This window comes from Streptomyces sp. NPDC092296, assembly GCF_044755465.1.
In the GTDB taxonomy this organism is placed as follows: Bacteria; Actinomycetota; Actinomycetes; order Streptomycetales; family Streptomycetaceae; genus Peterkaempfera.
This window is the reverse complement of record NZ_JBIVRB010000019.1, coordinates 90,149-104,489: the sequence shown is the minus strand read 5'-3', so window position 1 is coordinate 104,489 and position 14,341 is coordinate 90,149. Positions and strand designations below refer to the sequence as shown.

The following is a 14,341-nucleotide window of genomic DNA, read 5'->3' as shown; positions in this document are numbered from 1 at the left end:
GGGGGGGGGGGGGGGTGGGGGGGGGGGGGGCGCGGGGGGGGGGGGGGGTGGGGGGGGGGGGGGGGGGGGGGGGGGGGGGGGGGGGGGGGGGGGGGCCCCCCCCCGCCACGGGTGCGGTGTTTCGGGGGGTGCGGGGGTCAGCTTGCGCTGCAGGAGACCGTCGGCCAGGTCCAGGTGCCGTTGGTCATGATCGTCACACCCCAGTTGTTGCCGTTGCCGTTGGGCTTGGCGACGAGCACCTGACTGCTGGGCCAGTTGGCGCTGACGTTCCAGGTCGAGCTGATCTTCTCCGGGGACGGGACGTTCATCGTCACGGTCCAGTTGCTGGAGCCGCTGACCGAGACGTTGAGGTTGTACCGGTCGCTCCACTGCTGGCCGGCGGAGAGCGTCGCCGTGCAACCGCCGCCGCCGTTGCCCCCGGTGGTGCCGCCGGTGGTGCCGCCGCCGTTGCCGCCGGTGGTGGAGCCCCCGGTGGTGCCGCCGGTCGTACCGCCGGTGGTGCCGCCGCCGTTGCCGCCGTCACTCACCGTGATGTTGGAGTTGCCGCTGCTCTGGTAGCCCTCGGTGGCGAGGATCTGGTAGTTGTGGCTGCCCAGGTTCATGCCGTACTTGGCCCAGGCGTCGAAGTGGTTGCCGGTGGTGATGGTGCCGCCGGTCTTCTTGGACTGCCGGACGCTCCAGTACTGGTTGAACGTCGCGGTGCCCTGGATGGACGGGGCGTTGGTCCGCGTGGTCTCGTAGATGTCGTAGGTGCCGCCGTCGCTGGTGACGGTGCCCTTGAACGTGCCGGTGGGCCGGTAGGTGCCCCAGTTGTCGACGACGTAGTACTCGACGAGCGGGTTGGTCGTCCAGCCGTACAGCGCCAGGTAGGCGTTGCCGGACGGGTTGAAGCTGCCCGAGTAGTTCACGGTCCGGCGCGCGCCGGTGGCCCAGCCCTTGCCGGCGACGAAGTTGCCGACGTTGCTCCACGAGGTGCTGTAGTTGCCGCCGGAGCCCAGGTTCATCGAGGACGAACCGCCCCCGTCGGTCCAGAACGAGTAGTAGTAGCCGTTGTTGGTGCCGGTCTGGTTCGAGGAGACGGCCGTGTCGGCGCTGGCGGTGCCGGGCAGGAACATCGCGGCCACGGCGACCAGCAGCAGCGAGCAGGCACTGCTGATCAGCAGCCTGAAGCGGCTGTGTTGGCGGCCCTTCGGGTGGGCGGGGGCATTGTTCATGTGCGTGCTTCCTCCTCGTGAGGGGTGGGGGAGGCCAGGCAGGCGTGACTTGACCCGGCGGGACTGTCAGCAGCCGGGATGACGGCGACCGCGTCGGCATCGCGCAACGCGTCCGGATTGGCCGACCGTCGTGTCCTCGGCGATCGGAGGGCCAGGTCAGGGTGGTGACCTGGATCGACAGCGGCTGAGCTGTCGACGGCGAACAGTTTTGGGCCGTCCCCATGGACCTGTCAACGCTTTCGGCAAGGATTACGAAACTTTCCCCTGGTCAATAGTTCTCGCGCGAACGCCTGGCCTGGCTATTTGCCCTCTTTGGTCTCTTGGGTCAGAGGTCGGCCCGGCGAAGCTCCGGCTCGAAGATCAAAATCCAGGGTCAGCAATCTCGAAAGTTTCGGAGTTCCCTCCGATCATGCCGGTGGAATCTGTGACCAGATGGCAACTGAGCGTGTCCGACCTGCTGAGACAGCCCGACGACATTTCCGAGCCGGACCCCTGGCAGACGGCCCCGCCTCGTGGTTCCCTGAACTTCCAGGCGGACGGCCGGATTGTCTGAGGTGGACTCGGCGACATCTGACTGGACCAGCAGGTCTACCGCGAGGAACGCGGCGACGACTTCGAAACCATTGCCCAGTAGTGGGGCGCCTTGCGGGTGCCCGTCATCGGGGGCGGCTCCCCCGAGAGGTTGCCGCACTCTCCGAACCGGTCCCGACGAGAACGTGCTGATCCGTGATCGGGTCATAGGCGATTTCCTGGCCCACAAGCCGATGCAGCTCGCACCCGGCTACCTCCCGGCCGCCCTTGCCCGGGGCGCCCGCCCCGCCGAGCGTGATACCGGCCCCTGTGGCAACCGCGACCTGCTGGGGCCAGCCATGGCTGTCCCGTTTTCCGTGCTGGGCTTCCAGGTGGCAATGCAGTTGGACATTCGCGTCGATCACCGCGCCGTAGTCCGCCGCAGAACGGGCGTTCCGCCGGCGTACCGCGAGACCCAGGCACTGCGCGCAACCGGGTACGGGGGCAAGCTCTTGTTGAAGGGGTGTGGGTGTGGAGCTCTGCCGCCTGCTTGTCGCCATGTGCAACCTCCCGGCTGGTTCCCGTGGGTTGCTCGATGGTCCCCGCAGGCGGGGGCGATCATCCGTCGGCTTCCTGTTCGCGCAAGAAGTCATCCCGGATGCGCGACAGCATCACCTGCATATCCGCACCGTAGACGGCGACGGAGGCGCCGGACCGCGCCCGTCGCGTTCGATCGTCCCGAGTCGATTGTGGCGGGGCCAAGAACTGACGCTTTCCAAGACGGGAAAGGGGGCAGGGCGGGGCCGGCGGTGCTGGGGCCGGCCCCGGCCGGGGTGGGTCAGACGTTGACGCCGAAGTCCTTTACGCCGAATCTCAGCTCGAAGGGTTTGGTGGAGTACAAGTGGAACGCCTGACAACCACACGTCGGACCTGCCTGGATGTCCCGCTCACCCGGCTGGCAGACCGGCCTATCCGAGACAAGACCTACGCGGAGTACCTGAAGACCCTCAAGCACCTGGGAATTGAGAACCTCCCCTTTGAGGAAGCAACTGTGCGGTTCCTCACCAACAGGCTCGACACTGTTTTTAATCCCGGTACCCGGCGGAAGCACTCCATCGCGCTCCGCGCCAGTCTCGGAATCAAGCTTCCGTGCCCGAAGGCACCGCAGAAGGTCTATGACCTGCAAACCATCGAGAAGATTCACGAGGTCTTCGAAAAGAGCATGTACCGGCCTTGGGTGATGACCATGCTTCACTCAGGCGCACGGCTGGGCGAATCGTGCGTGAAGCAGCCCATCAAGGGGAACATCATCGATTTCGACCGGCAAAGGCTCCCGGACGGGGCTATCTCGACTCCCAAAACCGCCGGACCCGTTGTTGTGGCCGACTGGTTTGCGGCGGAGTACACGGAATACGACCTGGACAAGAATCAGAACTCGGTCTATGTCGGCATCAGGCGCGCAGGCAAGCGCGCGGGACTCACCTTGAATCCCCACCAGTTCCGCCACATGTTTGCCAACGAGATTGTGACGCTCGGCGGGCATCCGGAAATGCTCCGGCGCCAAATGCGCCATCATGATGTGAGTGTGTCCCTGCGTTACTACGTGCAGACGACCGAAGCGGACATCATGGATGTGATGACAAGGTTCGGTGGGGAACCGCAGCTCCCCAAGCACCCCTAGAAAACCCATAACGGCCCTTCTGGCGGCCTTGGATATCCCCCGGGCGTCCTAGCCCCTGAAACGTCAGAAGGCCGCACAGAGCCTCACAGAGCATGAAGGAGCCCCGGCCGCCATTTGGTAGCCGGGGCTCCTTGCTGTTCCCAGGGTCACAGCATTCGTTCCAAGTCGTAGACGTTCGTCAGGTCGGGCGCCGGGTTGAGCTTCGAACCTCTCGGCCTTTGTCTTGCGAACACATCGCCGCCTTGAGCACAGACCAATTCAAGCCAGTGGATTGCGTGGTCGGCGTCGGAGAACACCAGCAGTTCCATTTCTCCTTCCCCGCGCGAATCCCGGGGGTCTTTCGGAAGGCTGGCAAAGCCTCCAAGTACCTTGTCCCAAATCACGTACCCGTCAGCCATGGTCGAGTACTGGAACGAGTAGCGAGGATACATCTCACACCACATCGTCTTTTTCGCCTTTTTGGCGATGCGCTCACGGATTTCGGCCGCCAGCGCCTTAATCTCTTCGTCTGTCATCAGAGCACTCTTTCCGGGGTAGGGACAAGGGTCATGCCCTTGCCGGTCATTTCCAAACCTCGCTTTGAGCACCCGCTCAGCCAGTAGAGAACATCTTCACCCCGGCCGAATCGGAGCAGTTCCTTTTCCCCGGACTTATTGGGCAAGGTGCAGAACCCTCCCACTGCTCGGTCAAAGATGAGATAGGACCGCTCCTGCTTCGAGTAGAGCATTTTGTATCTCTGCCACGGATTGCACTACATACCCGCACCCTTCCGTCTGACTGCCTGTCAAGCAGGCTAACGACGCTTGATGGTGATTTCAAGAGGGATGGATTCGAACGAAAAGACCCATGACCCTGTGTCGGCAAGGGAGCTGTCTGCCTCACCGCCGGACAGGGCGAGGTTCAGACGGCCTGCGTCGCTGCTGTAGGCGTCGAGAGCCTTGCCGGGAGGGAGAGTGCCCAAGGCCGTCTCGCAGGCGCCCAGGATGGCGCTGCGAGCCTCGCGGAGGCTGCCTACATCAGCCGTGTGGGTGACCATGCCGGTGATGGTGACCTTGAACGGCTTGAGGGACCGTCGAAAAAGACTCATACGGCTACCTTATCTAGGTCGAAATGAGAGTGCCCGGGTGTTTGACCACCCGGGCACTCCGCTCAAATCCGGTTACAGCTCCTGGTGAGCCTTCTCGTACAGCTCGACAAAGGCGGCAGGAATTCGACCCCGCGCAAGAAGCGGTTGGCCATCCACCAGGATGTTGTTCTCCTGCGCCCACTTCCGGACCTTGAAAGAATCGGGGCCGGGCTGAACCGGCAAGGCGCGCTGACCGCTGGTGACTTCCTCGGCTACCTTAAGATAAGGAGCAAGAAAATCGTCAATCTTCTGCCGCTCGCTGTCCACCAGGTCAATGGAGTACCTAGTTCCCTCCCACGCGAACTCGACAGTGTCCGCGCCTTCCTCACCAGTGATGTCACAGACAACGATTGTTTTCTTAGCCATGGTCTCTCTCCCTTGCTCTGTGCCTTGGCAGGAGTATAGCGGAATGTACGTCGGCACGGAGTACCTTGGCATTGCTCGGAAACAAGTCTGTTTATCTGTCGCCTCTCGCAGAGAGAGCCATTGGAAATCTGTCCTGGCACCGGAGTCGCAGGATTCAGATGGAGCCATTCAACTACCGGCGCGAAGTGCTCAGGCAGAATCGGCAAATCCGCCGGTTGCGTGACATGTGGCGGTCCTGGTGAAACCCCTTGCCATGAAGCGCTATGAGCTGACAGCAGAGGTGTATCGGCAGTCCTATATTCAGGACCCCGAATCAGGTGCTTTCCATCATGACTGGAACTACTCCAGTCCGGAGGTAATCCACTGCAAGGCAAGGACTGTCCGGCCCTGGGACTCCATTGAGTCTTTCGGGAAGCAATATGAGGACAAGGAGTACCTGGAGATTCAGACTCCAAGCCAAGTATCTCTTGATGCACAGGTAGGCCGGATTGGAAACAGGGCCGGTGAATTGATGTGGAAGCGTGACGATGATAGGCCAATGCTGTTCGAGGTATCCGGCTGCCAACCGAGTCTTGACCGCAATGGCAGAATCATCGAGTACAGGGTTTTGGCATCCTTGGCTGAGGCTCGGTCTCTCTGACAATAAAGAAGCCCCCCTTCCGACCAGGAAGGGGGGTTCTCTCTATTGCGCTATTCCGGCTGAATTACGGCCGACTTGACAGGGTGAGTAGACTCTGCCCTGCAAGGGCGTTCAGGATTAAACCTTCAACGCATGACAGCTAAGCGACATTGTCAGACGTTGACGCCGAAGTCCTGGGCGATGCCGGTGAGGCCGGAGGCGTAGCCCTGGCCGATGGCGCGGAACTTCCACTCGGCGCCGTTGCGGTAGAGCTCGCCAAAGATCATGGCGGTCTCGGTGGCGGCGTCCTCGGTGAGGTCGTAGCGGGCCAGCTCGGTGCCGCCCGCCTGGTTGAGTACCCGGATGTAGGCGTTGCGGACCTGGCCGAAGCTCTGGCCGCGGTTCTCCGCGTCGTAGATGGAGACCGGGAAGGTGATCCGGTCGACCTCGGCCGGGAGGCCGGCCAGGTTGACGTTGATCTGCTCGTCGTCGCCCTCGCCCTCGCCGGTGAGGTTGTCGCCGGTGTGGACGACGGTGCCGTCCGGGGTCTGGCGGTTGTTGAAGAAGACGAAGTGGCCGTCGGAGACGACCTTGCCGGAGCCGTTCAGCACGATGGCGCTGGCGTCGAGGTCGAAGTCGGTGCCGGTCGTGGTCCGCAGGTCCCAGCCCAGGCCGACGGTGACAGCGGTCAGCCCCGGGGCTTCCTTGGTCAGCGAGACGTTGCCGCCCTTGGAGAGGCTCACAGGCATGGTGGGGAGTGTCCCTTCATCGTCGTCGGTCGGCCGTTCGACGGGTCGGACCGGGCGGTCCGGCACTGTCGTCGATGGCAATAACGCGGTAAAGGCCCCGGGTGGTTCCGCGCCGCCGCACCCGGGCGTGTCGGGCTTGTGGGGCGGGTGCGGTGAGGGAGCGTCAGACGCGTGGGAAGCGGGACTGGAGCGCCCAGACATTGGGGTTGTCGGCCAGTTCGGGGTGCAGGTCGACCAGGTCGGCCAGCACGTCCTGGAGGAAGTCGCGGGCCTCGCGGCGCAGTTCGGCGTGGCGTACGGCGGCGGGCGGGCCGTCCACCCAGTCCGCGTGGATCTCCACCCAGCCGAACCGGCGGGCGAAGCGCAGCAGTTCGGTGGACTCGGTGAAGTCCAGCTCGGCCGTCTGCACGGTCGCGCTGCGGCTGCCCGCCGGGTCGCGGTCCAGCAGCTCCGCGATGTCGCACAGCGCCCAGGCGAAGTCCAGCACCGGCACCCAGCCCCAGGCGGTGGACAGGTCCCGGCCGTCCGCGTGCAGGTGGACGTCGCCGCAGAACAGGTCGCGCCGCAGGGTGCGGGCGTCCGCGCTGCGGTAGTCGGTCTGCGGGGGGTCGGGGAAGCGGGGCGACAGCGAGTAGCCGAGGTCGATCACCCGTCCATTGTCGCGGGCCGCCGGGCGGGTCCGTCGCGGGGGCCGGTGCGGGGCCGGGATATCGGGGTGACGGGGTGCGGGGGGAGGCGGGATCATGGGGGTATGCCTGAGCCCATCCGCGTCCGGGGGTCGGTGGTCGTACCCGACGCCGAGCTCCAGTGGCGCTTCTCCCGTTCGTCCGGCCCCGGTGGCCAGCACGTCAACACCTCCGACAGCCAGGTCGAGCTGCGGTGGGACCTGGTCGGGTCGGCCGCGCTGCCGCAGGTGCTCAAGGAGCGGGCGCTGGAGCGGTTGGCGGGGCGGCTGGTGGAGGGCAGGTACATCGTCATACGGGCCTCCGAGCATCGGTCGCAGTGGCGGAACCGGGAGGCTGCGGCGGCGCGGCTGGGGGTGTTGCTGGCGGCTGCGACGGCGGCGCCGCCGAAGGCGCGGCGGGCGACTCGGCCGAGTCGGGGGATGGTGGAGCGGCGGTTGGAGAACAAGAAGCGGCGGTCCGAGGTGAAGCGGGGACGGGGTCGGGGGCGGTCGGGGGGCGGCTACGCCGAGTAGGGCGGGCGGTGCGGGCGCTGTTTGCCGGGTGCTGGGTGCTGGGTGCTGCCCGGGGGTGGGTGCCGCTCGGGGGTGGGTGCCGCTCGGGGTGGGGGGTGCTGGGGGTTCGGGGCTCTACGGGGTGGGGGGTTGTTCGCGCGGTTCCTCGCGCCCCTGGGTGGGTGGGGGGTTGGGTCTGTGTGGGTGTCTGGGTTGGGTGGGGGGTGGTTGTTCGCGCGGTTCCTCGCGTTCCTGGGTGGGTGGGTCGGCCGGGGGTGGGTAGGGGGTTTTCGCGCTGGTGGGCTGAGGCTGTGCGGGGTTGGGGGAGGTCAGGTGAGGGTGCGGTAGCCGCCGCGGAAGTAGAGCAGGGGGCGGGCGTCGGGGGACGGGAGGTGGGCGGTGAGGACGCGGCCGATCAGGAGGGTGTGGTCGCCGGCGGCTATCCGCTGCTCGGTGACGCACTCCACGGTGGCGAGGGCCCCCTCGACCAGCGGCGCGCCGCTGGCCGTACCGCGCCGGTGCGGGGTGTCGGCGAACAGCAGCCGGTCGCTGACCCGGCCCCGCATGGCGAACTTGGCGGCGACCCGGCGGTGGCCGTCGTCCAGGATCGATACCGCCCAGTGGTCGACGCGGGAGAGCAACTCGTCCATCCTGGAGTCCTCGCGGACCGAGACCAGCACCAGCGGCGGCTCCAGGGAGACCGACAGGAACGCGGTCGCGGTCATGCCGACGTCCTCCCCGCGCGGGCCGTCTTCCGGGTCGTGGGCGGTGAGCAGCACCACGCCGGCGGTCAGCCGGGAGAGCGCGGCCCGGAACTCGTCCGGGGTGGCCTCCAGGGCGGTCGTGGGCGTGCCGGGGTCCTCCGACTGCTGCTGGGTCACCCCTCCATGATGGCGGGTGGCCGGCTCCGTCGGGGAGGAGAGGGGTGCGTCCTGGGTGTTCTGCGGAGCGTTGTACACGTATCGCACGGTAGTGGGAGGGAAAGGCTCGGGTCATCGGACCCGGGTCGTAGGACCGGGCGGGACCTTGGTCGCACGGTGAATTCCGCATGGGGCAATTCGCTATGCATGGGACAGAAGGGGCGTGATCACCCGCAGGAGTGAATGTGGCGGGTCCGGCGGGGTGCTGTTGACTTCAGGTCTTGGTGGGTTTGACCGAGGCGAACACCCTCCGGGCTGCGAGGTCTTGAGGTCGGGACGTCCAGTCGCACCCGTCGCGCATGCCTGCCGGCTGTGTGATTTGGGTCACAAGTGGTGGTCTATTGCTGACCGAGCGTGCCGAACGATGTGCTCCCTGTGATTCAGTTCTTCTGGCAATTGGACGATAACCATTCAAGAAGCAGTCAAGGCGCTAGCAGTCGAGGACTCGGGGAGACCCCACATGGAAGCCGAGTCGGAGCCGTATGTCCGCTTGGCGACCCTCCGAACCCTGCACAGGGTTGTCGCGGACCTGAACGCAGCCCGGAGTCTGGCCGGGACCCTTCAGGCCGTCGTCGAGGGCGCGGTCACCGGTATGGGGTTCGACGCCGCAGCCGTCAGCCTGGTGCGGCCGGACGGTGACCTGGTGGTCGCCGCCGTCTGGGAACTCCGCGAGACCGAGTGCGGCGGCCCCGCCGTGCTGCTCGGGCAGGTCGGCTCCCGCGAGTCCTGGGAGCGGCTGCTCAACGTGGGCGACCACTGGGGCACGCTGCGCTTCGTCCCGTACGACCGGGGCTGGGCCGTCGGCCCGGACATCCCGAGCTGGACCGGCGACGGGCCGATGCCCCGCGACGAGACCGACTGGCACCCCGCCGACGGCCTGCTGGCGCCGATGTACAGCCCCGGCGGCGAACTGCTCGGCGTGCTCTCGGTGGACCGCCCGCGCAACGGCAAGCGGCCCGGCGCGTGGACCCGCGAGGCGCTGGAGATGTTCTCCCTCCAGGCGTCGATCGCGATCGGGAACGCCAGACTACGCGCGGAGATGCAGCGGGCCCTGGCCCGGCTGGAGAAGGAGCAGCAGGCACTGCGGGCCAGCGAGGAGAGCTTCCGGCACGCCTTCGAGTACGCGCCCAGCGGCATGGCCATCACCGAACTGCACGGCGTGCAGCGCGGCAAGCTCTCCCGGGTGAACGACGCCCTGTGCCGGCTGCTGGGCCGCCCGCGCGCCGTGCTGCGCCGGCAGAGCTTCGCCGACCTGGTGCACCCCGAGGACCTGGCCCTGCTGGAGCGGACCAGCGCCGAGGGCGGCCGCGCCGAACTGCGGCTCTCCCGCCGGGACGGCGACTACCTCTGGGTCTGCCTGCGCAACTCCGTGGTCGCGGACGCCTCCGACGGCCCCCGCTTCCTGCTCACCCACGTCGAGGACATCGAGGACCGCAAGCGCCACGAGTTGCAGCTCGCCCACCGGGCCAGCCATGACGCGCTCACCGGCCTGCCCAACGGCGCCGAGCTGCGCACCCGGCTCAGCCTGCGGCTCTGCGGCCTGCCGCAGGGCCCCGGCGGCGCGGCGGCGCACGGTGCGGCGCCGGGCGCGCCGGGCGGCGACACGGTGGGAGGCGCGCTGGGCCTCGGTCCGGGGCATGACTTCGAGCTGGCCGCCGGGATGGATCTGGCGGTGCACGGCTACTGCCTGCCGGATGGTTACGGTGCGCAGTCGTACGGTCCCCATGCGTACGGGGCGCAGCCGTACGACCCGCAGGCGTACGGGTCGGAGTCGTACGCACCCCAGCCGTACGCACCCCAGCCGTACGCACCGCAGCCGTACGGCATGCACTACGGCTACGAGCATGTGCACGCGGTGGTGCCGGACCCGGTGCTGCCCGACCAGCCGGCGGCCGGCGGTGCGGCCAAGGGGCTGGCGGTGATCTTCTGCGACCTGGACGGCTTCAAGTCGATCAACGACCGGTTCGGCCACAACGCCGGGGACGCGGTGCTGGTCGAGGTCGCCAAGCGGCTCCAGCACGTGGTCCGCGAGGGCGACACGGTGGCCCGGCTGGGCGGCGACGAGTTCGTGGTGCTGGCCGACGGCATCGGCCGGGACGAGGCCAAGGACCTGGCCGGGCGGCTGCGGATGGCCATCCTGCCGCCGATGCGGATCGACGGCCGGGCGATGCGGGTGGACGTCAGCCTGGGCATCGGCTGGGCCGGCTGCGGGATGAGCATCGACGAGGTGCTGCACACGGCGGACGAGCTGATGTACGTGGAGAAGCGGTCACGCGGCGGCGCCTCGCGCGGCGCCCGGGGGACACAGCAGGGCGGCCCCCGCTCCCACCGACGGGCGGGCTGACCTGCCGTCCGGCCAACTCCGGCCCACCGCCGGGCCACTGTCGCCGGGTCCGTCGGCGGTGGCGCCGGGCGGGCCCGGCCGAAGGCCCCCGCAAGCCGTACGCGCACGTTCGTCGTTGTCACCCGTCCGGGGTAGGCTGCCACGGGTACGGGTGTCCTACGTCTCGAATCGCGGTCATGTGCCGCGGTGCCAATTGATCATGTGCTCAGACCTGCCGCATCGACCGCCACGCCGACCGTCGCACACCCCGCCAGGTGCGGGGGGAACCGTGCACGCGCCCGCGTGCGTCGCATCCGCGGTGAGGCGTACTGCAAGTGGGGAGTTGACGACCGCATGACGGCCGGCAGCAACGGTGTACCCGAGGACGACGACCCGTTCGCCTACCTCTACCGCCCGGCGGGCGGTGAGGGCGCACACGAGGGCGCCGACCAGGCTGCCCCGGCGGCGGTCCAGCAGCCCGGGGTGCCGCGCACGTCGTACGCGCACCCGACCCAGGTCGGCCGGGCGCAGTACGGGCAGCAGCGCCCCGGGCAGCAGCAGCCCGCCTACGGCCAGACGGTGCCGCAGCAGCACGCCCCGTACGCCCAGCACTCCCGCCCCCAGCCCGCCGACGACGGCGGGGCCCAGGGCGGCGGCAGGGCGGCGGGCCGGGGCGGCGGCGGCGGGAGCAGCCGGGGCGTGCTGATCGGCGCCATCGCGGTGGTGGTCGCGATCGCGATCGGCGTGGGCGTGGCGCTGAGCAACCGCGGCAGCGGCAAGGAGGCCGACACGGCGACCGGTGCCTCGCAGTCCCCCACCGCGACGACCAGCGACTCGGGCGAGCCGACCCGGCCCGCCACGACCGCCGCCGCGTCCGGCGACCCGGTGAGCGACGTCTCGGCGCTCCAGGTGCAGAACGGCTCGCAGGCGTCCGAGGTGCAGGGCACCAAGTCCGGCGACGGCAAGTACGTGACGCTCCAGCAGGGCACCAGCATCTCCTGGACGGTGGACGCGCCCTCCGACGGGCAGTTCGCGTTCTGGGTGCACTACGACAACCCCGGCGGCGACGCGCAGGCCGCCGTGACCGCCAACGGCACGCCGCACCCCGGCGGGATCGGCATGAAGAACTACAGCCCGGGTTCCGGCGACCCGGCGGCGAGCTGGTACAGCTCCTATGTGTGGCCGACGCTCAAGAAGGGCGCCAACACGATAGTCCTCACCTGCGACAACGACGCATGCGCCGGGCTGCTGGTCGACAAGGTCGCCCTCACCCCGACCAGCGTCAAGACGTTCCCGGGCTGACCTCGGCGAGCCGGTACGACGCGGAGCGGGCCCCGGGTGACTCCACCCGGGGCCCGCTCCGCGTCGCCGGGGGTCAGGCCACCCGGGCGGGGGCCAGCCGGTCGGCGCCGACCACCCAGCGGCCCCGGCGCATCACCGCGACCAGGTCGTAGCTCTCCGAGTCCAGCACCACCAGGTCGGCGTACTTCCCGGCCTCCAGCGACCCGATGTCGGCGGACAGGCCCAGCAGCGCCGCCGGGTTGCCGGACAGCGCCCGTACCGCGTCGGTGAGCGGCAGGCCGTTGACCGTGACGGCACGCTTGAAGGCGACGTCCAGCGTGAGGGTGGAACCGGCGATCGAGCCGCCCTCGACCAGCCGCGCCACGCCGTCGGCCACCTCGACCTGGAGCGGGCCCAGCGGATACAGTCCGTCGCCCATCCCGGCGGCGCCCATGGCGTCGGTGATCAGCGCGACCCGGGCGGCACCGGCCGCGCCGAAGGCCAGGTCCAGCATGGCGGGGTGCAGATGGACGCCGTCGTTGACCAGCTCCACCGTGACCCGCTCGTCCGCCAGCAGCGCGACGATCGGGCCGGGCTCGCGGTGGTGCACGGCGGGCATGGCGTTGAACAGGTGGGTGGCCACGGTGGCCCCCGCGTCGACCGCCCGCAGCGTGGTGGCGTAGTCGGCGTCGGTGTGGCCGACGGCGGCGATCACCCCCAGCTCCGCCAGCAGCCGGACGGACTCCAGCCCGCCGGGCAGCTCCGGGGCCAGCGTCACCATCCGCGCCGTACCGCGCGCCGCCTCGACCAGCCGGCGGACCACCGCCGGGTCCGGGTCGCGCAGCAGGTCGGGCCGGTGGGCGCCGCACCGCTGGTGCGAGATGAACGGCCCCTCGAAGTGGACGCCGGCCAGCACGCCGTCCTCCACCAGCTCGGAGAGGACGGCGGCCTGCCGGCACACCTCGTCGATCTCGCCGGTGACGGTGCTCGCCATGGTGGTGGTGGTGCCGTGCTCCAGATGGGTACGGGCCGCCGTCAGCGCCTCCTCGGCCACCCCGGAGGCGTACGAGGCACCGCCGCCGCCGTGCACATGCAGATCCACGAAGCCGGGCACCACCGTGCGGCCGGTGAGGTCCAGCGCGCCCGGCACCGGGGCGCCGTCGGCCGGACCGGCGGCGGCGATCCGGCCGCGCTCGACGGCCAGCAGGCCGTTGCCGACGACGCCGGTGGGCAGCACCAGCCGGCCGCCGGTCAGCACGGTGCGGCCGACGCCCGGTCCGAAGGGGCCGCCGGTGGCGATGGGGCCGGTGGCGATGGGGCCGGTCACGCGGTCACCTCCAGGGAGAGCAGATCCCAGGCGAGCAGCCCCGCGCCCAGGCAGGCGGCGTTGTCGCCCAGCACGGCCGGCACCAGCAGCGGCGGCCGCTGGAAGGTGAGCCGCTGCGCCAGCGCGGCCCGCAGCGGGGTGAGGAGGGTGTCCCCGGCCTCGGCCAGCCCGCCGCCGACGATGACCGTCGAGGGGTCGAGCAGGCTCTGGCAGACCACCAGTCCGTCCGCGAGGGCGTCGACCGCCCGCTGCCAGACGGCGGCGGCCCGGTCGTCGCCCGCCGCGACCGCGCGGGCGCAGTCGGCGGCGTCGGCGGCCGGGTCGCCACTGGCCTCGGCCCAGGCCCGGGTGACGGCGGAGGCCGACGCCACGGTCTCCAGGCAGCCGCGCGCGCCGCAGCCGCACTCCGGTCCGCCGGGGCGCACCACGACATGGCCGATCTCGCCGCCGTAGCCGTGCGCCCCCGCCTCGATCCGGCCGTCGATGCCGATGGCGCCGGCGATGCCGGTCCCCAGCGCGATGAAGACGAACCGGTCGACGCCGCGCCCGGCCCCGATCCGACCCTCGGCCAGCCCGCCGGTGCGGACGTCGTGGCCGAGCGCGACCGGCGCCCCGCCCAGCCGCTCACCGAGCAGGGCGCGCAGCGGGACGTCGCGCCAGCCCAGGTTGGCGGAGAAGACGGCGATGCCGTTCTTCTCGTCGATCGTCCCCGGGACGGCGAGGCCGGCCGCGGCGGGCGCCCGGCCGAAGCGGGCCGTGCCCTCGGCGGCCAGCTCCCCGGCGAAGTCGAGGATGCCGGTGACCACGGCGTCGGGGCCGTGCTCCCGGCCGGTGGACCGGCGCGCCCGGTGCAGGGGCGTGCCGTCGGGGGCGATCAGCGCGGCCTTCATGCCGGTGCCGCCCACATCGAGTGCGATGACGTACTTCACGGGGACAGTCTCCTCGACCAGGCAGGAGAGGTCTAGTCCAGTTTGGTAATTGGTCTGGTCCAGAGAGCGACCATCGGACGACCCGGCGGTCGGCGGCCGGCGGCTGTGGGGCCGACCGG

The 14,341-nt window shown here is 69.4% G+C and carries 14 protein-coding genes; 5 read left to right on the top strand and 9 right to left on the bottom strand.

Annotated elements, in window-relative coordinates:
- Positions 1-137: 137 nt before the first annotated feature.
- Positions 138-1,214, bottom strand: coding sequence for a glycoside hydrolase family 11 protein (locus tag ACIQGZ_RS27505; protein WP_402606836.1), 1,077 nt, complete (start codon positions 1,212-1,214; stop codon positions 138-140).
- A 1,411-nt stretch (positions 1,215-2,625) separates the two neighbouring features.
- Between ACIQGZ_RS27505 and ACIQGZ_RS27500 the strand changes: the two genes are divergently transcribed.
- Complete coding sequence (locus ACIQGZ_RS27500; RefSeq protein WP_402606833.1) at positions 2,626-3,405, top strand: hypothetical protein; 780 nt, start codon at positions 2,626-2,628, stop codon at positions 3,403-3,405.
- Between the two features lie 146 nt (positions 3,406-3,551).
- Here the strand turns inward: ACIQGZ_RS27500 and ACIQGZ_RS27495 are convergent, their stop codons facing one another.
- From ACIQGZ_RS27495 to ACIQGZ_RS27485, 3 genes are all read right to left on the bottom strand, one after another.
- The gene (locus ACIQGZ_RS27495; protein ID WP_402606831.1) at positions 3,552-3,920 is read right to left on the bottom strand and encodes a hypothetical protein; all 369 of its coding nucleotides are present in this window, start codon (positions 3,918-3,920) and stop codon (positions 3,552-3,554) included.
- A 278-nt stretch (positions 3,921-4,198) separates the two neighbouring features.
- Complete coding sequence (locus ACIQGZ_RS27490; RefSeq protein WP_402606828.1) at positions 4,199-4,492, bottom strand: hypothetical protein; 294 nt, start codon at positions 4,490-4,492, stop codon at positions 4,199-4,201.
- 72 nt (positions 4,493-4,564) lie between these two features.
- Positions 4,565-4,897 (bottom strand): Lsr2 family protein, encoded by a 333-nt coding sequence (locus tag ACIQGZ_RS27485; protein WP_402606826.1) that lies wholly within the window; start codon positions 4,895-4,897, stop codon positions 4,565-4,567.
- A 253-nt stretch (positions 4,898-5,150) separates the two neighbouring features.
- On the opposite strand from ACIQGZ_RS27485, the gene ACIQGZ_RS27480 reads away from it, so the two are divergent.
- Positions 5,151-5,537 carry a hypothetical protein gene (locus ACIQGZ_RS27480; protein WP_402606824.1) on the top strand — a complete coding sequence of 129 codons (387 nt, stop codon included), beginning with the start codon at positions 5,151-5,153 and terminating at the stop codon, positions 5,535-5,537.
- A 152-nt stretch (positions 5,538-5,689) separates the two neighbouring features.
- Here the strand turns inward: ACIQGZ_RS27480 and ACIQGZ_RS27475 are convergent, their stop codons facing one another.
- Positions 5,690-6,265, bottom strand: coding sequence for a TerD family protein (locus ACIQGZ_RS27475; RefSeq protein ID WP_402606822.1), 576 nt, complete (start codon positions 6,263-6,265; stop codon positions 5,690-5,692).
- A gap of 163 nt (positions 6,266-6,428) precedes the next feature.
- Positions 6,429-6,914 (bottom strand): hypothetical protein, encoded by a 486-nt coding sequence (locus tag ACIQGZ_RS27470; RefSeq protein ID WP_402606819.1) that lies wholly within the window; start codon positions 6,912-6,914, stop codon positions 6,429-6,431.
- A gap of 102 nt (positions 6,915-7,016) precedes the next feature.
- Here ACIQGZ_RS27470 and arfB point away from each other — a divergent pair, with 102 nt between their 5' ends.
- Positions 7,017-7,463 carry an alternative ribosome rescue aminoacyl-tRNA hydrolase ArfB gene (gene arfB / locus ACIQGZ_RS27465; protein WP_402606817.1) on the top strand — a complete coding sequence of 149 codons (447 nt, stop codon included), beginning with the start codon at positions 7,017-7,019 and terminating at the stop codon, positions 7,461-7,463.
- A 308-nt stretch (positions 7,464-7,771) separates the two neighbouring features.
- On the opposite strand, the gene ACIQGZ_RS27460 is transcribed toward arfB, so the two are convergent.
- Positions 7,772-8,323 (bottom strand): flavin reductase family protein, encoded by a 552-nt coding sequence (locus tag ACIQGZ_RS27460; RefSeq protein WP_402606852.1) that lies wholly within the window; start codon positions 8,321-8,323, stop codon positions 7,772-7,774.
- Between the two features lie 499 nt (positions 8,324-8,822).
- Here ACIQGZ_RS27460 and ACIQGZ_RS27455 point away from each other — a divergent pair, with 499 nt between their 5' ends.
- Complete coding sequence (locus ACIQGZ_RS27455; RefSeq protein WP_402606815.1) at positions 8,823-10,706, top strand: diguanylate cyclase domain-containing protein; 1,884 nt, start codon at positions 8,823-8,825, stop codon at positions 10,704-10,706.
- A gap of 333 nt (positions 10,707-11,039) precedes the next feature.
- Positions 11,040-11,987, top strand: coding sequence for a carbohydrate-binding protein (locus tag ACIQGZ_RS27450; protein WP_402606812.1), 948 nt, complete (start codon positions 11,040-11,042; stop codon positions 11,985-11,987).
- 73 nt (positions 11,988-12,060) lie between these two features.
- Here the strand turns inward: ACIQGZ_RS27450 and nagA are convergent, their stop codons facing one another.
- Together nagA and ACIQGZ_RS27440 are read right to left on the bottom strand one after the other, a co-directional pair.
- A complete protein-coding gene (gene nagA, locus ACIQGZ_RS27445) occupies positions 12,061-13,266 on the bottom strand; it encodes an N-acetylglucosamine-6-phosphate deacetylase (RefSeq protein WP_402606849.1) in 1,206 nt (401 codons plus the stop codon).
- A gap of 23 nt (positions 13,267-13,289) precedes the next feature.
- Positions 13,290-14,222 (bottom strand): ROK family protein, encoded by a 933-nt coding sequence (locus ACIQGZ_RS27440; RefSeq protein ID WP_402606810.1) that lies wholly within the window; start codon positions 14,220-14,222, stop codon positions 13,290-13,292.
- Between the last annotated feature and the right edge of the window lie 119 nt (positions 14,223-14,341).

Coding starts and splice junctions, on each gene's coding strand:
- ACIQGZ_RS27505 (WP_402606836.1), bottom strand. CDS start 1,214: ATGAACAATGCCCCCGCCCACCCGAAGGGCCGCCAACACAGCCGCTTC.
- ACIQGZ_RS27495 (WP_402606831.1), bottom strand. CDS start 3,920: ATGACAGACGAAGAGATTAAGGCGCTGGCGGCCGAAATCCGTGAGCGC.
- ACIQGZ_RS27490 (WP_402606828.1), bottom strand. CDS start 4,492: ATGAGTCTTTTTCGACGGTCCCTCAAGCCGTTCAAGGTCACCATCACC.
- ACIQGZ_RS27485 (WP_402606826.1), bottom strand. CDS start 4,897: ATGGCTAAGAAAACAATCGTTGTCTGTGACATCACTGGTGAGGAAGGC.
- ACIQGZ_RS27480 (WP_402606824.1), top strand. CDS start 5,151: ATGAAGCGCTATGAGCTGACAGCAGAGGTGTATCGGCAGTCCTATATT.
- ACIQGZ_RS27475 (WP_402606822.1), bottom strand. CDS start 6,265: ATGCCTGTGAGCCTCTCCAAGGGCGGCAACGTCTCGCTGACCAAGGAA.
- arfB (WP_402606817.1), top strand. CDS start 7,017: ATGCCTGAGCCCATCCGCGTCCGGGGGTCGGTGGTCGTACCCGACGCC.
- ACIQGZ_RS27455 (WP_402606815.1), top strand. CDS start 8,823: ATGGAAGCCGAGTCGGAGCCGTATGTCCGCTTGGCGACCCTCCGAACC.
- ACIQGZ_RS27450 (WP_402606812.1), top strand. CDS start 11,040: ATGACGGCCGGCAGCAACGGTGTACCCGAGGACGACGACCCGTTCGCC.